16 protein-coding genes and 1 pseudogene are annotated in these 20,037 nt (G+C 58.8%); 5 read left to right on the top strand and 12 right to left on the bottom strand.

What is annotated here, in order from left to right:
* Nucleotides 1-321: 321 nt before the first annotated feature.
* The 3 genes from ACVIIW_RS09340 to ACVIIW_RS09330 all read right to left on the bottom strand — a co-directional run bounded on the left by ACVIIW_RS09340 (nucleotide 322) and on the right by ACVIIW_RS09330 (nucleotide 2,809).
* Nucleotides 322-1,302 carry an ABC transporter substrate-binding protein gene (locus ACVIIW_RS09340; protein ID WP_456700472.1) on the bottom strand — a complete coding sequence of 327 codons (981 nt, stop codon included), beginning with the start codon at nucleotides 1,300-1,302 and terminating at the stop codon, nucleotides 322-324.
* 195 nt (nucleotides 1,303-1,497) lie between these two features.
* Entirely contained in the window at nucleotides 1,498-2,478 is a 981-nt protein-coding gene (locus ACVIIW_RS09335) for an ABC transporter substrate-binding protein (RefSeq protein WP_456700471.1), read from the bottom strand.
* A gap of 184 nt (nucleotides 2,479-2,662) precedes the next feature.
* Nucleotides 2,663-2,809: an ATP dependent DNA ligase gene (locus ACVIIW_RS09330; protein ID WP_456700470.1), complete on the bottom strand. Its 147-nt coding sequence runs from the start codon at nucleotides 2,807-2,809 to the stop codon at nucleotides 2,663-2,665.
* A gap of 196 nt (nucleotides 2,810-3,005) precedes the next feature.
* On the opposite strand from ACVIIW_RS09330, the gene ACVIIW_RS09325 reads away from it, so the two are divergent.
* A complete protein-coding gene (locus ACVIIW_RS09325; protein ID WP_456700469.1) occupies nucleotides 3,006-3,992 on the top strand; it encodes an ABC transporter substrate-binding protein in 987 nt (328 codons plus the stop codon).
* 171 nt (nucleotides 3,993-4,163) lie between these two features.
* On the opposite strand, the gene ACVIIW_RS09320 is transcribed toward ACVIIW_RS09325, so the two are convergent.
* The 6 genes from ACVIIW_RS09320 to ACVIIW_RS09295 all read right to left on the bottom strand — a co-directional run bounded on the left by ACVIIW_RS09320 (nucleotide 4,164) and on the right by ACVIIW_RS09295 (nucleotide 11,181).
* A complete protein-coding gene (locus tag ACVIIW_RS09320; RefSeq protein ID WP_456700468.1) occupies nucleotides 4,164-4,787 on the bottom strand; it encodes a GTP pyrophosphokinase in 624 nt (207 codons plus the stop codon).
* Nucleotides 4,784-5,800, bottom strand: a complete 1,017-nt coding sequence (locus ACVIIW_RS09315) for a hypothetical protein (protein ID WP_456700467.1) — start codon at nucleotides 5,798-5,800, stop codon at nucleotides 4,784-4,786. The genes ACVIIW_RS09320 and ACVIIW_RS09315 overlap by 4 nt, the downstream gene beginning before the upstream one ends.
* Before the next feature lie 191 nt (nucleotides 5,801-5,991).
* Nucleotides 5,992-7,647, bottom strand: a complete 1,656-nt coding sequence (locus ACVIIW_RS09310) for a DUF2357 domain-containing protein (protein WP_456700466.1) — start codon at nucleotides 7,645-7,647, stop codon at nucleotides 5,992-5,994.
* Between the two features lie 3 nt (nucleotides 7,648-7,650).
* The gene (locus tag ACVIIW_RS09305; protein ID WP_456700465.1) at nucleotides 7,651-9,306 is read right to left on the bottom strand and encodes an McrB family protein; all 1,656 of its coding nucleotides are present in this window, start codon (nucleotides 9,304-9,306) and stop codon (nucleotides 7,651-7,653) included.
* The gene (locus tag ACVIIW_RS09300) at nucleotides 9,275-10,861 is read right to left on the bottom strand and encodes a DNA cytosine methyltransferase (protein WP_456700464.1); all 1,587 of its coding nucleotides are present in this window, start codon (nucleotides 10,859-10,861) and stop codon (nucleotides 9,275-9,277) included. Before ACVIIW_RS09300 ends, ACVIIW_RS09305 begins: the two co-directional genes overlap by 32 nt.
* The gene (locus ACVIIW_RS09295; RefSeq protein ID WP_456705121.1) at nucleotides 10,771-11,181 is read right to left on the bottom strand and encodes a very short patch repair endonuclease; all 411 of its coding nucleotides are present in this window, start codon (nucleotides 11,179-11,181) and stop codon (nucleotides 10,771-10,773) included. The genes ACVIIW_RS09300 and ACVIIW_RS09295 overlap by 91 nt, the downstream gene beginning before the upstream one ends.
* A 271-nt stretch (nucleotides 11,182-11,452) precedes the next feature.
* Between ACVIIW_RS09295 and ACVIIW_RS09290 the strand changes: the two genes are divergently transcribed.
* Complete coding sequence (locus ACVIIW_RS09290) at nucleotides 11,453-12,139, top strand: recombinase family protein (RefSeq protein ID WP_456700463.1); 687 nt, start codon at nucleotides 11,453-11,455, stop codon at nucleotides 12,137-12,139.
* A 55-nt stretch (nucleotides 12,140-12,194) separates the two neighbouring features.
* On the opposite strand, the gene ACVIIW_RS09285 is transcribed toward ACVIIW_RS09290, so the two are convergent.
* The 3 genes from ACVIIW_RS09285 to ACVIIW_RS09275 all read right to left on the bottom strand — a co-directional run bounded on the left by ACVIIW_RS09285 (nucleotide 12,195) and on the right by ACVIIW_RS09275 (nucleotide 16,098).
* Nucleotides 12,195-13,400 (bottom strand): helix-turn-helix domain-containing protein, encoded by a 1,206-nt coding sequence (locus ACVIIW_RS09285; protein ID WP_456700462.1) that lies wholly within the window; start codon nucleotides 13,398-13,400, stop codon nucleotides 12,195-12,197.
* Nucleotides 13,401-13,442: 42 nt separating this feature from the next.
* Nucleotides 13,443-14,156 carry a hypothetical protein gene (locus ACVIIW_RS09280; protein WP_456700461.1) on the bottom strand — a complete coding sequence of 238 codons (714 nt, stop codon included), beginning with the start codon at nucleotides 14,154-14,156 and terminating at the stop codon, nucleotides 13,443-13,445.
* Between the two features lie 208 nt (nucleotides 14,157-14,364).
* Nucleotides 14,365-16,098, bottom strand: a complete 1,734-nt coding sequence (locus tag ACVIIW_RS09275) for a recombinase family protein (RefSeq protein ID WP_456700460.1) — start codon at nucleotides 16,096-16,098, stop codon at nucleotides 14,365-14,367.
* An 18-nt stretch (nucleotides 16,099-16,116) separates the two neighbouring features.
* On the opposite strand from ACVIIW_RS09275, the pseudogene ACVIIW_RS09270 reads away from it, so the two are divergent.
* From ACVIIW_RS09270 to ACVIIW_RS09260, 3 genes and pseudogenes are all read left to right on the top strand, one after another.
* Nucleotides 16,117-17,025: pseudogene (locus ACVIIW_RS09270) on the top strand (YifB family Mg chelatase-like AAA ATPase); the annotation flags it as partial.
* Nucleotides 17,026-17,122: 97 nt separating this feature from the next.
* Complete coding sequence (locus tag ACVIIW_RS09265) at nucleotides 17,123-17,590, top strand: hypothetical protein (RefSeq protein ID WP_456700459.1); 468 nt, start codon at nucleotides 17,123-17,125, stop codon at nucleotides 17,588-17,590.
* Between the two features lie 120 nt (nucleotides 17,591-17,710).
* On the top strand, nucleotides 17,711-19,936 hold the full coding sequence (locus ACVIIW_RS09260; protein WP_456700458.1) for an ATP-binding protein: 2,226 nt from the start codon (nucleotides 17,711-17,713) through the stop codon (nucleotides 19,934-19,936).
* The last annotated feature ends 101 nt before the right edge of the window (nucleotides 19,937-20,037 follow it).

Genomic DNA, 20,037 nt, shown 5'->3' with positions numbered 1-20,037 from the left:
CCTCGCGTATGCGGCCGTCGCGGAGAAGTGCGAGAGCGTTTTCCTTGCTCCGTTCGAGATATTCTTCTCGCGTTAGCATTGAGGTCAGGACTCGGGCGATGAGGTGAAAAGCCTGTTCCTCGCAGCCTTAGCAGTCAATACCTTGAGAGTGCCAATCAGGGGAGCCCACGTCGGATGCTGCGCAAGGTGCCGCTGAATAACTTGGACGGTTTGACCCGGCAGGTCCGGTCTACCTCTGACAGCCGACATAGACTCCGCCGTGGGATACGGCAGCGATGGGCCAGGAGGAGACCTGAGCATTTGCAGCAACGTGTTGGGTGGCTAGTCAATCACCTCGTCGGCGCGGATCAGGATCGAGGGCGGCATGATCAGACCGAGCGTTGCCGCTGTTCGCTTGTTAATCACAAGCTCGAATTTCGTCGGTTGTTCGATTGGCAATTCGGCGGGACTAGCGCCCTTCAATATCTTATCAACGTAGGTGGCCGCACGCCGCCAGATATGCTCGATATCGGCGCCAAAAGAGACGAGGCCACCAACATCGACGAATGGCCTCAGCTCATACATTGTTGGAATGCGGTTCAACGCGGCCAGTTCGACAATGTGGCTGGCCCGGCTGAAGAAAAGCTCCGATGCCGGAATGAGGAGTGCGCCGGCGCCCGCGTTGGACATTGTCTTGAAGGCTGCCTTGATTTCCGTGATATCGCGAATCTCGACTGACAGAAGCTTCCAGCCTCGTGCCTGGCCGACAGCTGAGGCTGCTGGCCACAAACCGCTGTCGGTCGAATCCCACAACACGGCCACAACCTCGGCGGCCGGGACGAGTTCCTTGAGCAGCTCCAGACGTTTGCCCGTGAGCTCCAGCGTCTGCATGCTCATCCCGGTAAAGTTTCCACCCGGGTGGGCAAAGCTCTGGACAAACCCTTGGCGCACGGGATCGGAAGCAGCCGTCATAACGATAGGAATCGTCGTCGTCGCCTGCTTGAGTTCGGAAAGCGCCGTTCCGCCGCCGGTGGCGACAATGACATCGACGTGGGAACTAGCCAGTTCACCTACTGTCGCGATGCGGTCGGTGCCGCGCGGCTCGGTCACGAAATCGCGGCCGTAAACATAACCCAGTTCCGCCATTCCGCGCAGGAGTGCACGCACGGTGCGATTGGGCGGCAGCGGCCCCATCATGTCAGCAGTCGACCCACCGATGCTGACAACTCCGATACGCGCCATTTTCTGTGCAAGCTGGGCGCGCGCTGCAATTGGCCACACCGCAGCACCACCTAACACTGCAATGAACTCCCGCCGCTTCACTCGAACCCTCGCTAAATGATGAGCAGTTGAGACTACCAAGAGAGGGCGCTCTGGCAATTGCTGCGCCGCGATGGGCACGTATCGCCGAGAGCAGCTATGGGCCAAATGCGAAGAACTGAGCGTCAGCAAATCCAGCTAAGCTACTTCGCTGATGGGCGACGAAAAGACCATTGCGCCGCAGCAGCAAACAAGGTTCTATTCGATCACGGCGTCGGCTCGCACGAGGATCCATGACGAAATTGCAATTCCAATTGCTTTAGCAGTTTTCAGGTTGACAACCAGTTCGAATTTGGTCGGCTGTTCAACTGGCAAGTTACCCGGTTTGCTGCCCTTCGCGATCATGTCAACAAATTCTGCGGCTCGTCTGAACATTGCAGGGAAGTCTACACCATAGGAAAATAGGCCACCCGCATCGACCCATTCGCGAAATGCAAATATTGTTGCGACCTTCTGCCGAACTGTAAATTCTGCGAGTCGTTCCCGGTCGCGGTAAAACACCGGCGATGCCGGGAAAATAACAACGCTGCGGAAATCGGGCGGCACCTTTGCAAGCGCTTTTTCGTAGTCATAGGGCTGATCCAGCAATTGGACATCGGCAAGCAGCAACCCAAATTCCGGCGCAGCACTGGCTGTCGCCTTCCATTGGTCCTCCGACACGGTGTCCCAGAACACAGTCGCCGCATGGACGTCCGGCAGAGCCTGCGTCAGAAGCTCCACGCGCTTTTTAGCGAGATCGATTTGTTGCAAGTACAGGCCGGTCACTTCTGTTGCTGGCTGAGCGAGGCTCTTAACGTAGCCGAGCGCGAGCGGATCATAATCCACCGCCACCATCACGACAGGCGTGCCGGGTGCCGCTGCGACGACGGCTGCCATTGTGGCCGGATAGATCGCCAGGACAATATCGACTTTTCGACGAATGAGCTCCTGAATCGCTCCAGCGCTACCTTCGGATTGCCGTGTCGGGTTCACGAAGTCCAGAGTGAGGTTCTGACCTTCAATGTATCCAAGTTCACGCAGGCGTTGACGGAGTGCGACATAAGGCGCTGACGTCGGAGATTGGATGGTGACGATTCCAACGCGCGTCATTGCCGTCTGCTGGGCGCGCAGACTGACAGCCTGGAGAACCGGTGACGCAGCCGCACCGCCGACCAAGCTGATGAACTCGCGCCTTCTCACGAGTTTGGTCTCCCTTGGCGAGAACCTGCCAAAGCCTAGCATCGAATTTCGCACAAGTATCGCGGTACCGCGCTGCAACAAACTTGACCGCTCGACTTCCGGAGGGGGTCAAAATGCGAAGAGCTCAGATTGAGCAATTCTGGTCCGCTCTGGCGCAGTCAGCCGACCTTCCTCGATAATGCACTCACCGACGCCCTGATTTCCTCGACAGCCCCTTGAACGAACTGGCGCGCAACAGCCCTTCCGACGTGATGGCGCGGTACTCGACCTCCGCATAAAACTGCGGCTCTACCCATGTCGCCTTGGCCGCCTTTTGACCCAACTCGGACATTGGTTCCTTCGAGCCTCGCGGTTGTTTGGAGCTCCCCGCATGAGCTATTAGCCAAAGTCGTTGAGAATTGACGCGGAGCAGGCAGTTGGTACGATAATAGCTAGAAACGCTCCAATGCTGATTTCGCACGCGGCCTGATGAGCTGCAGTGCTGATAGGCGATAAGAACTGACTGACAAGAAAGGGAGTAACCGGAAATGCAACGGCGCGCACTCATTGCAGGCCTAGGTGCAGCATCGGTTTGGCCTCACATTGCCCGCGCGCAGCGAAGCAGGCTGCTCCCTACCGTTGGAATTCTATGGCATGCCGGCAGCGAACAGGAAGAGGCCTTGTTTCTTGGGGAGGTGCGCCATGGCTTACAGGATCTTGGCTATGTCGAAGGCAAGAACATAAGGCTCATCAATACGTATGCCGCCGAACGCTACGATCGATTTGCTGAGAACGCCGCGGCGCTTGTTGCTCAAAATGTCGACTTGATAGTTGCGGTCACCCGACAAGCGGCGCTTGCTGCGCAGAGGGCGACGAAGTCCATTCCAATTGTTTCCGTTGTCGTGCCCGATCCGGTCGGCAGCGGCCTCGTGGCGAGTCTTGCACAGCCGGGCGGCAACATTACCGGCTTCTCCAACATGGGGATCGACCTTGCCGCAAAACGAGTGGAGCTTTTGAACGAAGCCGTTTCAGGACTGAAGAAGGTTGCTGTCTTCGTAAATCCCAGCGATGCCGGTCTCGCGAAATTGTACGTGGCACAGAGCAAGGCTGCTGCCGAACGACTCAAGCTGGAAGTTCAGATCATCGAGATCAGGCAGTCTCAAGATCTTGATTCGGCTTTTGCATCCATCCAGCCTTCCGGGGTCACCGGCATCGTTATAAACAATGACCCAATGATGCTCAATGCCGGCGCACAGATCGCGGAAAATGCGACCCAGGGGAGATTTCCAACGATGGTGTTCATTGGCTTGATGGCAAAGGCAGGCGCGTTGATCTCCTACGGCCCCAATATCCCGGCGATCTTTCGCAGATCCGCAACTTACGTCGATAAAATCCTGAAAGGGGCGCAGCCCGCGGAACTGCCGGTGGAGCAGCCAACTGACTATGACATGGTGATCAACCTGAAGACGGCGGAGTCTCTCGGTCTCACAATGCCTGCCACGCTGATCGGTCGCGCGGACGAGGTGATTGAATGAGCCCGGACTTTGTTGCGGCGCACGAGCCCGGTTCTGGCCCATCTGCGACATTGCAGATGAAGGCGCTATGGTCTGCAATTAGCAGCAGAGCGGACGCTGGGGAATGCGCCGTCTTGAGCAGTCGTCAAACATAAACGCTGGTCTGCCATTGACGGAATAAGAGGCGAGCCCTCAATGTGGCGCTTCGTCTCTCTGCTGGCGTTCGCGAAAGAGTTCATCGAATACGCGATCCGCGCCCCATGCCTGCGCTGAAGTGAACGCCAGTCGCCGTTTCTCATCCGAATTGAGCGGGGTCAGCCCTGGCTTGTATCCAAGGTCGTGATTGGCTTCCGACCAAGCATGCTGGAATAATGTTTTGATTTGAAGTTCAAAAAATCGCGGTACTTGCGATTTATCGATAGACCCGTCGATTACGTCGGACGGAACAACCAACACAAAGTGCCGACCAAAGTATCCAAACTCCCATTCTGAATCGGGCACCAAGTCCTTCGATTCAATTGCTCGGAAGTATTTGAGAACGTGCTCTGCCACGCGGTCTACGTCAGGCCTGTAGAAAGTAACAATTCTGGCGCCCAGCTGATCTTGAATTTCGAGCAGCGGATCAGCGTATTTAATTTTGCCTTCCACAACCGCTTCAGCCTTCGCCAAGAACCGATCAATCGACTTGGCACGTGCTGAAATTCGATCCACTCGGGGCTCACTTCCGAGCAGATCACCCAAATGCGCCTCCAACGCTTTTGCAACGGGTGCTAGCGCCACGTGGTATCGCGCACTGTAAGCGTCAGCGAGATTCATCGCGACTTCCTAAGTTTATCGTTCACAATCCGCCCTTCGGTCGAGAACCGAACGTTTCCTCGACCAGTTTCCTCTTTGCGAAACACGTTGTCGAATTCGTTGGCTTCAGCGGTAAGCATTCCGCCGTTGTTAAGTTCGACAGATCGAAACCCTACCTGCGTCCTGAACTCCTCTGCATCAAACTGAAATTGTTCTGTCGCTACACTATCTCCTTTCAGCTCGCTTAGAATGGCGTCCGTTGCGGCTGGCGAAAGATGAAACTGGCTTAAGAACTCAGCGATACTCGTACGCCTTCCGCGAAGGCCGCGAGCTAGAGTCGCCGCCGCTACAATCTCGGTTTTGATGTCGATGTCGTCGACCTTCTTGGCCGCTTCGCGAATTGCCGCCGCGAGGCGTCTGGTTCCCGCTGCACCAGTGACCTGAAAACCTGAATCCAGAAAGTCGACGATCCAATAGTTCGACACCTCCGTCAGCGGACTATTGATCTGTTTGTCAACGGCGCGCCCAAGCCAGAAACTGCCGGAACCCGAAGAAGAGTCCACGTACGCCACGGCCTTGTATGAGTTTGCGCTCTTCATGAATACGCGTTCGAGGAATTCGACTGTTAGCGAAGCGCGCTTCTCCTCTGCAAGAATTGCTGTGTCGGTCGGAAATCTGGAAATGACGATCTTGTGGTTTCGTCCTTCCTTCCCAACAATGAGAAACAGCAAACCGAGCCCGGTGCGCTGGTCTGATACGCTCGCGAGCCGCTCAGCAAGCCGCCGCCCGTTCGGAAGCGTCGGTTTCTGAACATATGCAATCAGCAGGTCCCGGCATGCATTCTGCTGCTTACCATCTGCGCTCTGATTGAACGCGATCTGGATATTCAGCTCCGCATCAGAGTTCGAGAAGATGTTATCGAGTAGGCGGAACAGCTTGCCGCTCAGCGACACGGTGGTGCCGCCGATGTTTGGCTTGTCCTTGGAGCCCTTGTGTGGATGCACAAGGTACGTGTGGATTCGCTCGATGCCCAATAGCGCCCCCGCCTGTTAAGCATCTTGTCAGATTAGCTTCACATCCGTTACTACACAAGACAGCGTCATTGCAACCAAGCAGTCGACCCAGGGCGCTCGCTATCGGCCATGACAGCCGCATGTAGCGCTGTGATCACTCAAACGGCTATAATCGATCGCTGAATTCGACTCGCAAGATCGATGTTATGCCATCACTTGGCGCTATCAGCGATGACAAGACGCAAAGCAGCGCGCACCTCGTCGGTGCTCATTCCCGGCCGCATCGTCAGTGCACCAAATCGAAATGTCGACCGGTATTCGGGGTGAAATAGACGGCCCGGTAGAGCAGTCTCATGATACGAAGCACTTGTAGCCGGTGCACTGGGGCTCAGAAGGTAGGTGGCAGACACGATCCCTTCGATCTTTCCCGTTTCCACCTCTCGAACAAGCGCATCGCGGTACGTGTGGATCGAGTTCAGCGCCTCGTTCAGGCTCTCATCGATACGGTACTTGGCATCGAGAACTATCAGTCGCTCCACTCTGTCCTCACCGGCCGGATTGAGCGCAGCGACGACATCGGGCGTCATCGTGCGGCTGTAGGACCCCCGACCGTCCGCTTCGAGCCAAAATTCCCTGTACTGTTTCTGAAAACAGAGCTTGAACCCTTCTCCCACGGAAACGGTTACAGCACCGCTTGCTACCGTAAGCCCGCCTGAGGCATCCGTGATAAACAGGTCTTTGGTTTCGACGCCGCTCGCTCCATATTCCTCGACGGCTGCATGAACGAGGCGCAAGAAGCACCATAGCTCATAAAGTTCGTACGTACGTGCGATGGAAAGATCGAGGTAGTCGCCGAATATGGATGCGATGCCGAGATTCATGTCCTGCCAAAGCCGATAGAAAAGGCGGTAGGCGGGGTCATTTCGAAAGATTGCAGAGACCGTCAGGTAGGGGCGATCTTCGCGAGCCTCTGCAAAAGGCGGAGCGGTCGCGAGACTGGCAACTCGCCTCGCCAGTCGGCGACAACGCAGCGCCCAGACAGCGCACCTACGGCGCTTTTCAGTGTCCATACCGACCGCCCCTCGCTCGATCCGCTCCGCCGCAGCGTCGAGCCAAGTGCTCCAGAACCGTAGGCAGGCCCCCATCTGCCGATGCTCGGGCAGATCGAGTGAACTGACTCTTCTGCGCGTGCGTATCTGCTCTGGAAGGAAGCCCTTAAGCGCCTTGGGTAGACGAGATGGTTGTGCTCGCTCTTTCAGGACGCGGCCGGAGTGTAGCGAACGTACTATCTCGAGGCCACTTGCACGTGTCGCGCGATGATACGGCAACACCTCCTGTTCCGCTGCGAGCCTTCGCCGTGGGCTCTTCACAATAGCCCCGATCACTGTTTCGAGCTCGTCGATCCGCGAGCGCAGAAACTCTAGGCGGGCGATCGCCGGCGGCTTTTCGCCGAAACCCCGGGCGACGCTCTTGCGGAAGGCACTGACCGAGAACAGGGCAAAGGTGTCCGCAAGGATCTCCTGCACCATGGTGTCAAATTCAGCTCGGGCGAGCTTTCGGCAATCGGGATCTGTAATAATTTCAAGCCGGCGTGGTGTCCGTCCTTGCACTCGTAGCTCGACTTCGACTGTGCCGGCATGAAAGCCCGGTGACCAGCGCCAGCGTGCCGCATCCGGCGTGGATGCCCGTAGCGCCTCAAGCGGAAAATCGTCGATGACGAGATCCGTCTGGAGAGCCTCTGCGCAATCGCGAAGTTCAAAGAGATAGCTTCCGGTCTCGTGGACGGCTCCCGGCGTTATCGATTCGGGGTCAGGCCAGACCCGCCATGTAGTGCTAGTTGCTTCATCGACCAGGACGAGCGCCGTCATAGATCACCGGCTTGCTTGGAACGACCCGAACTCATCGAGATCAGCGAGCAACCTGTTTAGAAACGCCTGCGATCGCGGCAGGGACGCACTCGCCTTAACAAGCCCTGTCAGAAGTGACCGCTGCCGATCGGCTCCCCGCAGCTTCACCAGGACCTTCTGGACCATGAGATCATCGAGAACGGCTGTCGCGTTCTGCTTCAGGTGGTTCGCCGTAAACGCCTGATAACGGATCACCTCTTCGACAACGCGATAGCCGAAGGCGAGGCCGTGGGCAGCCATAATGTCGTGGGCCGTTCTGAGATTCGCTTCGCACGCATTGCATGCATCGACGAGAGTTGGTTCGCGGACCCGCAAATTTGCGATAAATCCAGGCACATCCACGGTCGACATGTCGATGACGATCGCTCGATCGAGCACCTTGTCGCTCACCGGGTTCGTTGTTTCGTCGATATTGATCGTTCCGATCAAGTAGATGTTTTGAGGCACGGGCAATTCGGCAGGAACGCTGGTTCCGGTCGACCCTTCAAGTGGTACGCCACTCGAATGCAGCTGCAATGCCTCTCCAGTTTCGATGGCTGAGAGAATATCCGACAGATAGTACTCGACACGAGCAAGGTTCATCTCGTCGAGTATGACAAACACCGGCGAATCTCGGTGCGCGGTGGCGAGCAGCACCGCTTCTAAAAAGGGCGGCACAACGTATCGATTCGACAGCACATCGTAATAGCCGGTGAGGCCTGTAGGGTCGGTCCACTCGGGTCGCACGGCGCAGACGAAGAGGAACGGGTCCGGTTCCTTGACACCCACTTGATGCACCGCACGCGCGTACTTGAGCGCTAGCTGCGTCTTCCCTGTTCCGGAGAGTCCAGAGAGGATGATGAAGTGCTTATGCTGGAGAAAGTTAAGCGCGGCGTGGATTCGGGGCACCTCGCCACCGCGATAATAGCCGCCAAGGGCCTCCACCGCTTTCTCAATCTCTTCGATTGGTATGGTCGAGGGCATTCGGCGCATCCCGGGACTAACTGCCCCTGCCTCATCCCACACCCGGATTTCGTGGACTTTTTCGCGCCCAACAAGGTTGCCGAGGTAACCGACGAATTGCCGCGCAAGCAGGCTGCGTCGCGCAGAGGCTGCTGGTGGCCAGATGGCGAAGTGGATAGCATCTATCTTAGCTTGGCAGTCTGGGTCGAGATCACCCTTCTGCTTAGCTTCTGAGAGCGACTCTTTGAAGTCGTAATTGTGAAAGAACAGATTTCCGTGATCTGTGATATAGAACTTGACGTTGTTGCTGATGCTCCCCGGCTTCTTTGAAGCAGCGACAAGGGCGCTGTTTCTCGCTTGTCCTTCACGGAAGAGTTTGAGGAGCCCGTCGTTCAGCTTGGAGCTCTCACCCCCGACCGAAATGGCGAAATAGACTTCGTCCTGAGGCGGGAACGTAAGCACACATAAGAACACCATCTGCTGGAGCGCTGTTATCGTTCCAGCAGACAAGTTCTCTGAATAAGTTTGAAGGTTGTTCGTGCAAGCGAAAAGCCCGCCCTCCAATACACGTGCGCTGTTGGAGAAACCGAAATTACTCGCGATCCGCGCATCCGGTCGGATGCCCGGCACTGCACGCACTGCCTGCTCAAATTGCTGCTGCCGCTCGCTCGACGACATGGTCTTCCTTCGCAATAGCTGCCCGTAGATCCGCTACTATCTGCACGGCCAATGCACGTGCCATGATCGGTGGCACGGCATTGCCTATTTGACGAAATGCCGGGTTCATCGTGCCAGAGAAGACGAAACCGTCTGGAAACGACTGCAGACGCGCTGCTTCTCTCACTGAGATGACCCGGCCTTGCGCGCTATCATAGTGGATATGCGAATACGTATCCTTGCCGATGTGGGCCATGAGCGTGCGCACCGGCTTGTCCTTACGGAGCTTCCACCATCGATTAGGAAACTTGCTCGGGTCGTATGGTGGGACCATTTCCCTATGAAGCCGTTTCCACGCTGCGCTGTCTAGCTTGATGTGCTGCCGCCGAGCTTCCTGCTCGAAGAGCTTATTCGCCACACGGTGCGCCGCCGGATATTCATCGCCCTCTTGCATAGCTTCGAAAATCGCTGTGTCCCGAGGTAGGTAGCGCAACACATGATCGTACACACCTTCGCCAGCATCGAAGTCCGGCCATGTACGCATCTCACGCGCATATTCAGAAAGTCGATCGAATCGAATGTTTCGATAGGGCACGAGTTCGGTAAAGCGACGTGCGCCACGTCGGAGCTTTCCCTCTCGATGAAGTGTTATTGGAGGAAGGTCACCAATAGCTGCTGCCGCAGTTACTGCCGGCGGCAAGCTTCGGTTTCCAGTATCCGGCGCGACGTAGGCAGTGCCACCAAACAGATCTTCGATGAACTTAAGGGCGACGGCACGAGTGCCTTCATACCCCGAGGGGAGTTTACAGAAACGTGTAGCGGCCGGAAATGTGACCTGTGCTCCGAGCGACTTGTGGAATGCGATCATATACACTCGGTCGCGCATCTGCGGCACGCCATGATGCGCGCTGTTGATGAGCGAATAGCGCGCGACGTAGCCCATTGTGTCGAGCGCTTCAACGATCTCTTGCATGATGTTGTGACCGCCGTAGTTCAGAATGTCGGGCACATTCTCCATGAGCAGTGCGAGCGGCTGCAGAGCCTCAATGTAGTGGAGGTACCTTAAATACAGGTTCGCGCGAGGATCGACTTTGAACGCCTCTGGATGCTCCGCGACTTCCCGCAGCTTGGCGCGGCCGACGCGAGCGTAGGCCTGACAGGGCGGGCCACCGATAATCACGTCGACTGCCTGCTCGATTGGCCCAAGACCAAAGTCTTCGACAAGCGCTTCAGGATCGATCTTTGTAATGTCCCGAGGTTTCGCGTGATGGTCGATCACCTCCTGAGGCTGCCCCGTGCAGAAGTTCACCGCGTGCGAGCGCGCAGCAAACTCGTCAATTTCCATCGCTCCGACGATCTGGCACCCCGCTGCTTGAAACCCCAGGCTCAGACCACCGCAGCCCGCAAATAGGTCGAGTACCCGTGGCTTGGCTGCCGCGTCAGAGGTAAAGCGCTTGAGTTTTGCGGCGATCGCTCGGGGCGCCGTTACTCGGTGTCCCGAAGCGCGTTTTCCAGCAGACGGTTCAACGCCCCCTGATCGCGGGTTTCGCACTCCCACACGATCCAAACTTTCCATCCGCCCTCCTGAAGCGCTTTCCGGACCCGTGCGTCTCGCTCCACATTGCCGTCAAACTTCCGACGCCAGAAATCGACGCGGGATTTGGGCATGTAGGCGAATCGACAGCCCGGGTGCCGATGCCAGAAACACCCATGAATCAGAAAAATCGTCCGGTGGCGAGGGAGAACAACGTCAGGTTTTCCCGGAAGATCGGTCCGGTGGAGCCTGAATCTGTAGCCCAGCTGGTGAAGCGCGCGACGGACGGCGATCTCGGGCTTGGTGTCCCGAGGACCGATCCGCGCCATATTAGCGCTGCGCTTGGGATCTATCCCGGTCATCGTGGCCACTGTATGCCTCCTCCTGAGTATTTCATCGAGCATCGGTTGCGGCCAACCGGTTGTTGGAGAAGTCCCCCGCTTTTTCGCAGAGGGACGGGTCTTATGTAGAAATCCCTAGTTCCAGCGCTCGATCCAGCTTCCGAGTAGTAATTGAACCGGACGGTGCTTCCGGAACTCCAGATCTTAGGTCTGCGACCAGCCGTCCTATCAGCCTGTTGTCCGGTTTGTGCGTTTCCTTGATGGCGGTGGCGACCATTCGATTGGGCGCCATATGGCTAAATTCATCGCATATTTCCGCGTATCTACTGAGCGCCAAGGTAAGTCTGGGCTCGGATTGGCAGCTCAGCACCGCAAGATATCCGAGTTCGTAGCGGGCGCCGGCACACTCATCGCCGAATTCTGTGACGTCCAATCGGGCAGGGACGATTCGCGTGTGGAATTGCAACGAGCGATCCAGCTGGCCAAACGCGAGAACGCAAAAATCGTCATTGCCCGCCTCGACCGCTTCTCCCGCCGGGTCAGCTTTATCGCCAGTATCCTTGAACAGGGTATCGGCTTGGTCTGCGCTGAAATGCCCAATGCCACTGATTTCCAGCTGCACATATTCGCGGCGCTCGCACAGGAGGAACGCCGGCTGATCTCCGAACGAACGAAGGCGGCTTTGGCCGAGGCGAAACGCCGAGGCAAAATTCTTGGATCAAACGGAAGGAATTTGGCCGCGAAGAATCGCAAGGCCGCTGACGAATTTGCATCCCAACTCAGGGCGAAATTGGATGCGGATCTATTGCGACGATCTTACAGCGAGATTGCGCGCCACTTAAACGATGCGGGAGTTACCACGGCGACCGGGCGGAAATTCTACCCTCAGACGGTCAAGAACTATCTTACCCGCCCGGGACTTTCGGGTACCGATGTGGCGAGGACGACACGTTTGTATCCTATCACGCACGATCTTTAGTCTCTCGCATTGCAGGTTCCTGATAGAGTAGCAGTTGTTTTTCCTTCGCTTCAAGCTACCGATCTTTGATACGACCAAAGGGCACGACGACGCCGGGGCTATCTGTCGAGGATATGCTACGCGTTAGGCCATGCTTTAATTGCACAACATCGGCCGCGCGGGACGTGAACCAGCCCGGCGGCAGGGAGATTAGATTTTCAACATCGCCAGCCGACATCGTGAACTCGACTGCAAGGAGATCGGCCTTCGTACACACACCGGAATCGGCGATCAGATTCATCGCGTTCGCCAAGCTTCGCGGCTCTGAGAGCGGCCATTCCTGATCGAGCGGCTCCTCGCGGTTCCAGCCTTTGGCGGAGTAAAGCTTGTAGAGATCCGTCTGATAACCCTCCGGAATGATCTCCAGATCGGACAGCCGTTTTATTTGGGCTTTGATCGAGACACGCCACTTTTCCTTGAGCGATAGCAACATCGCAAGCGACGTACGTTTTACCTCGTACGGGTAGGTGGTCGACGGCAACAGAAAGGCGCTTGCAAGCCGGAAGGCCTGGGCCTCTATCTGCTTCAAATCGCGCTTCAGCTCCTCCTGCGAAACATTCTTGTGGAGCACCGCATGCGCCATTTCGTGGGCTGCATCCATTTGCCGGCGCGGGAATGACATCTTATCGGTCGCCAACAAGATGTGCGGACGATCTTCGGTGACCGACCAGGTACAAACCCCATCAAGCTTTGATGTACCCATCTCAATTGAGCCGACCACCATGCCGACCCGCTCAAGTAAGGGTACGATGTCCGTGCAAGGCCCCTCGCCAATCTTCCAATGACGCCGTAAATCGAGCGCGATTCGCTCAATGTCTTCATTGCGAAGCTGCTTGTAACTGGCATCACCAAGGACATTTGGGATATCGATCGCCGGCAAGTCGACGTAATGCTGCAGAATCGAGCTGATTTCCTGCAGCCAACGAAGCTGCGATTCCTGATAATCGATATCGCGCACGAGTGTCGTCGACAGCGACCGATAAAAAATCGCCCTCGGATTATCGATAACGGGCCGCAGGAAGTACTCGCGACGGACCTGCAGTGCCGTGGTCAGCGCCGTCATCGCATCCGCATCGGGAGCGCTCGACCCATCCTCCCAACGTGCCACCGTGCTCGCGCTCACGCACAGACGCCGGGCAAGCGCAGACATGCTCGTTAACCGCCGCGCTGCCCGCACTTCGGTCAACCGCTCGGGAATGAATCCAGGGGTACCAACACGCATCGTTTCACCAACCAAGGAGTTTTTAGCTCAGAGAAAGCGTTGCTAGCCTTCGGCGCCACCCTCATCCTCCTCTTTCGGAGTTTCGGGCGGCACAAACCGCTTGACCACTTTCTTCAAGGTCACACGCGGCGCCTCGGTCTCCGCCGTCGGCGACGTCCTCTGATCGTCACGCTCCGCGTCGGCGGCATCGGCAAGCACACCATCGAGTGCCTCATAGTAAAGATAGCTCTCGAAGTTTGACTCGATCACGCCGAGCGCAATCTCCTCAATCTTTCCGGCTCGCTCTCGATCGCGCGCTACCAATAACACTGCGAAGATATCGCCGACCTTAGGTCCAGTGCCGTCGAGATCGAGCCGCAGCGATAAATCGTAATTGATCGTGACGCCGGCAAAGCGTGATTTGTTTTTTGCCGGCAGCTCGCCAGTCGCCGGCATCGTGGCCAGGGCCAAGATGACCCCCTGCCCGTTTTGCTCGAAGCGCATAAAGGGCTGATGAATCTTGAGATCGGTGTTCGGCATCACGCCGCCATCAAGCAGGCGGCCTCCATGAAGCGCGCACGTCGCCTCAAAGTCTTCTTCAAGGATCCGGAAGCGTAGCTGCCCTTCGGCTCCACGTGCGTTGCGCTTCTTCTTCAATCCAGCGTGATCGCGGACGACCTCGTGAGCTTTGAGCGAGCCGGCCCGAATCATGTCGTCCAGATCGATAAACAGACCACGGGGCAGCACCTTGCGAAGGCGGGTTCGGATGGCAGGCATCGAGAATCCTTGATTCGTGCGCTATCGACGATTTTTGCCATATATTTTTGCGTAAAGAAAGAAGAAAGTGGATTATCTTCTCTCGATGATCAGATTTGGCGCCGGCGCTCCCTCGGCCGGCTTAAGAAATGTCGGCTCTCCTCACCCGACCCGCTGGGGTTTTCCAGCGGAGGAATTTAAGTTCTCTGAGTGACCCGTTCGGGAATCATTATTTCTCGTCGATCGCCGGTTCATCGGCTGGCAGCTGTGCGACGGTGCTATCAGCGGAAAGCACGTCGTAAACCGGTGCCTTCCCGCTGACCTTCTGGACGAACTTTGCCGGTTCTTCAGGATCGACGAACAGTGTCATTCCTTGGCCATCTCGGAAAACCACCTCAAAGCGCTGAGTATCGGGGTCAACAGTCAGGCGCAGTTCGCTGATCAACGATTGTAGCCTCGAGGCTATCTGGGCGCGGAGCTTGTAAACATCCCCGCCTCTGGCGGCCCGCACTCGTTCTATCAGCTCCGCGACCTGATCGGGGCTGCGATAATACGTCAATGCCGTCTGGTCGAGGATCGCAACCTCGTGGCGGAGTTGCTGCTGCTGCTTCTTTGCCTCTGTCAGCTCCTCCTCGCCAATCTTGATGCTCTCCGCCAGCAAGTCACTCCGGAAGTCCCCCAGTGCCATGCTGGTCTCGATGGCACGCCGCACCCTCTCTTGAAGAAGTTTGATCTTGCCTTCGGCGGCCTCAAGTCTGAGCGCCAACTCACTCCGCTTATTCGAATGCTCACTGGACTGGACCAGCGACGCCAGATCAAGTTGCTCGACGAACGAGAGGAATGTCTTTTCGAACTGGTCATAGCGCCACCGGCCCGTCATCCGGCAACCGCCACCTTGAACTGCGTTAGAGCACACGAGATACGTTCGCCCTTTGGGAGGTGCACCCTTGTTTTGATAGTACATGGACTCGCCGCAGTAGTCGCAGACGGCCAGCTTCGAGAACAGATTTGAGTACTGCTTACCGTGTCGCCCGCCACGCGGCCCCGCCTCCTTCTTCTTGTCGGGTCGCGCTTCGCGCCAGCGTTCAAGCCGGCCGCGCTGGGCCGCTTCGAATACGTCCTGTTTCACGATTTGAGGAAAGTAATTGAGGATCGGCTCTCCATCGGGAATCCGTTTATTGCCCTCCAAGCGATTGGGCTGGAACGTTCCGATCGCTGCAGGACTGCTGAGGATCTTATTGACCGTCGAGCTTTGCCAGCCTCCTTTGCCCATGAAGGTTGGGACGCCATCATTGTTCAGGTGACGCACAATTGTATATGTGCCGTACCCTGACGCAGCTTCCTTGAAAATTCTTCGAACGGTTGCGGCACGGTCCTCGATGATCTCGAACGCCATCCGGTCGGGAGTAAGATGAAGCCAGCTTGGACAGCGAGCCGTGAGCTTCTTCTGGCCAGCATTGGCCCTTTTTGCTTTCCAGGCGTGCGAAAGGCGCTCGCTCTTCCGGGCTGATTCTTCGTTCGCTCGGCTCATCTTGGCAATCGAAATGATCAGGTCCTCAAAGCTGATCTTGCCTTTGAAGACGCGTTCATCGTCCAGTGTGACTAGCACCAGCCCAGCTTCTACGATTTCGATGAATGGCTTTAGGGCGACAATCGGCTCTTGGCGGCTCATCCGATCGAACGACTCGACGAGGAGATACGACCCTTTCGCGATTTTGCCATTCCGAACATCCTTCAGGAACTCACCGAATTTTCCTGTTTCGATGTTTTCGCCGGTGAAGCCGGATTTTCCGGTGTCGTCGAAATCCTTGTTGAGTTCGAGTCCGTGCTTCTCGATGTACCTGCGGGACAGCTCGCGCTGACGACGTAGGCTGTCGCCCTTTAGCTGAACGACGGTGGACATTCGGATGTAAGAGTAGGCTTGGGGACGGACAGCTTCGGTAACCATCTGAAATTTATACATTAAAGAATTTTAATTGTCCACCATATCCTGATGATCGGCGCGCCCGGTGCCGGCAAATCGATGCTCGCGGCGCGGCTGCCCTCGATCCTGCCGCCGCTGTCGCCGGGCGAGTTGCTCGAGGTCTCGATGATCGCCTCCGTCGCCGGCGAGATCGAAGGCGGCGCCCTGACATCGCGGCGGCCGTTCCGCTCGCCGCATCATTCCGCCAGCATGGCGGCGCTGACCGGCGGCGGCGCGCGCGCAAAGCCCGGCGAGATCTCGCTGGCGCATCAGGGCGTGCTGTTCCTCGATGAGCTGCCCGAGTTCGATCCGCGCGTACTGGATTCGCTGCGCCAGCCGCTGGAGAACGGCGAAGTCTCGGTCTCGCGCGCCAATCACCGCGTCACCTACCCTGCCCGCTTCATGCTGGTCGCGGCGATGAATCCCTGCCGCTGCGGCAATGCGTTCGAGCCGGGCTATGCCTGCAAGCGCGGCCGCGTCGATCGCTGCACCGGCGATTACCAGGCCCGCATCTCCGGCCCGCTGATGGATCGGATCGATCTGCGCATCGAGGTCCCGGCCGTCACCGCCGCCGATCTGATCCTGCCGCCGCCGGCGGAAGGCTCGGCCGAGGTCGCGGCGCGCGTGGCGGCGGCGCGCGACATCCAGCGCGCACGCTATGCCGAAGCCGGCCTGCCCAAGGTGCGCACCAATGCCGAGGCACCGGCCGCGGTGCTCGAAGACATCGCCAAACCGGACGCCCAGGGTCAAAAGCTGTTGCGCGATGCTGCCGATACCATGCGGCTGTCGGCGCGCGGCTATCACCGCGTGCTGCGGGTGGCGCGCACGCTTGCCGATCTCGACAACGCTGACAAGATCGGCCGGCTGCATCTGGCCGAGGCGCTGTCCTACCGCGCACTCGCGGAGGATGTGCGCCAGCCGGCGTGATCATCCCGCGCGTCAACCCGGCGGTAACGAGTTTCCTTTACGATCTGCAAACCATGAGGCCCAAACGTTCCTCTAAGGGCCCGGCGAGTAGCGTGTCATGTTGCGTTTCAAGATCCTGGCCTCGGTGGTTCCCCTGTTGGCGGCTGCGGTATTCGCCCGCAACGAGATCGGATCGATCTCGCACCCTTGCGTCGCCGTCGGCGATACCTCCGTCGAGCTCACCTCCTTGTTCTGGACCGCCGGCATCCAGATCGCCTTCACCGACGATCCCGCGCAGGCGACGGTGCGGGTGCAGATCACCGACGACGCCGACGCGGCCGACTTTGCCGTCGTCGACGATGGCGAAAGCGATGAGCCCGGCGCCTGCCAGGGCAATCCGTCCACGCAGCTGGTCGCCATAGCAGGGCAAGGCGGCGGCAACCGCCCCACGATCTATCTCGGCAGCGAAGGCCCGGCCGATTACCGCATCTATGTGCGCTCGAAGACGTTCTCGCAGAGGGAAGCCGCAGCCTTGATCGTCGGGGCCCGCGGCGGCCACCACCATCTCCAGGCCGCTTCGCTCTAAGAGACGTTAACACCTCGTCAACCCTGTTTCGAGGCGACCCCAAAGCCTCAAGCTGTTCGCAAGGTGGTCAAGACATCGTCGCGCATGGCGGTGGCGGGTTTCGGACAAGGGTCGGTGGCGATGGGTCGGACGTTCCGGATCAAGGTGCACATGCGCCGCTTCAGGCGACAGCATCCGCGCGTCGCCTTCGCGATCCGCTCCTTCATGATCTTCTCGGCGACGTTCGGCGGTGCCTACGGCTTCGTCACCGGCAGCCGCTCGGAGAATTCCGGCTACGATCCCAATACTTTCGCGATCGGTGCGAGCTTCCTGTTCGCACTGGCCTGCCTTGGCCTTGCCACGCTCAGCATGCGGCTGCGCTTCGTCAACAAGCGCATGCGCAAGCTCGCGGCCCATAACGAGGCACTGATCGACCGCAATTGGGAGCTGAAGGAAGCCGAAGAACGCGCGCGCAGCCTGTTCGAGCAGCAGGGCGATCTCATCGTGCTGCGCGACGATCAGGGCCGCATCACCTTCGCCAACGACGCCTATTGCGCGCTGACCGGACAGGCGCGCAGCGCGCTGGTGGGCACGCGGTTCGACTTCGACGTGCTGGAGCAGGGCGACAGCGCGCGCGAGAGCAACGGCACGCGCATCCATGACCAGAGGATCTCGACCCCGCTCGGCGCCCGCTGGATCGCCTGGCGCGAAGGCTTTGTGCGTCTCGATGCCGGCCAGCCCGCCGAATTGCAGAGCGTCGGCCGCGACGTCACCGATCGCACCGAGACCGAACGCGCGCTGGCCGACGCCCGCGACCAGGCCGACGCCGCCAACCGTGCCAAATCGCGCTTCCTCGCAATGGCCTCGCACGAGATCCGCACACCTCTCAACGGCATCATCGGCATGGGCGGCCTCTTGCTCGACACCAATCTGACGCCGGAGCAGGCGACTTACGCCCGCGCCGTGAAGACATCAGGCGAAGCGCTGATGGCGCTGATCGAGGAGCTGCTCGACTATTCCAAGATCGAAGCCGGCAAGCTCGATCTCGAGCAGCGCGCGTTTGCGCTTTCGACCCTGATCGAAGAGGTCACCGAATTGCTGGCGCCGCGCGCGCAGGCGAAGAACCTCGAGATCGCGGCTTACGTCGACGAGCGACTGCCGCTCGAGGTCACCGGCGATGCCGCACGGCTGCGCCAGGTGCTGCTCAACCTCGCCGGCAATGCGATCAAGTTCACCGCATCAGGCGGCGTCGCACTGATCGTCGAGCCAGGCATCCGGCCGAACGAGATCAGCCTCCTGGTCCGCGACACCGGCATCGGGATCGCGCCGGAAGCGCAGTCGCGTATCTTCCGCGAGTTCGAACAGGCCGACGACCGCGTCTCCCGCACCTATGGCGGCACCGGGTTGGGCCTTGCCATCAGCGAGCGCATCGTCAAGCGCATGGGCGGCCGCATCACCCTGGAGAGCGAACCCGGCAAGGGCTCGACCTTCGAGGTCGCGGTTCCACTCGCGCCCTCGCAAGCCGACGCCGGACGGACCGCGTTTCCGAACCCGGACCTCACCGGCAAGTCGATCCTGCTGCTGGCCGACGGCATCGAGGCGTCGCTGATCGCGCGGCGGCTGGAACGCTGGGGCGGCCAGACCTGCCTGGTGACGGATGCGGCGGAGGCCGAAGCGCTGCTGCCGGAGCGCTCGTGGCATGCTGTACTGGTTGACCGCGCGCTCGGCCCTGATGTGGCCGATCGCCTCGGCGAGGCCGCCCGCGCCCATGCGGCGCAGCGGCTGGTGCTGCTGACGCCGAGCTCGCGCCACGACAAGCTCTCGCCTGATTTCACCGGCTTCCTGGTGAAGCCGCTGCGTGCAGCCTCGCTCGCCGCACGTCTCGCGCTGACACCGGACGTCGCCTCGCCCGACCTCGCGCCGGAGCCGGTCGAGCCGGCGCCTGGCAGAATGCCGGCCGGCGGCCTGTCGATCCTGGTCGCCGAGGACAACGAGATCAACGCGATGCTGATGCGGTCGCTGCTGACCAAGCTCGGTCACCAAGTCGTCATCGCTGTTCATGGCGAGGCCGCCCTGGAATCCTGGCTGGCGGCCCACTCTGCCGGCAGCCCCTATGATCTGGTCTTGATGGACATCCAGATGCCGCAGCTCGACGGCATCGAGGCAACCAAGCGCATCCGCGCGCACGAGGCTGCGACCGGCCGCCACCACACACCGATCCTCGCCCTCACCGCGAACACGCTGGCGGAAGATCGCTCCGCCTGCTTCGAGGCGGGCATGAACGGATTTCTGATCAAGCCGCTCGATCGCGAGAAGCTGAACGAGGCGCTGGCCGGGCTGGCTCGGACGCGGCAGTTGGCGGTGTAGCTGGGATCGACAGTGCCACTAAAGCGCGATGAGATCGGGTCGAATCGTCATCGCGCTTCAGCTCCTTGTTTGAGCACGATCTTTTCGGAAAACCGCTTCAC

Source organism: Bradyrhizobium sp. USDA 4449 (assembly GCF_054056275.1).
Note: the sequence above shows the minus strand (reverse complement) of the source record. Positions and strands in the feature narration are given on the sequence as shown.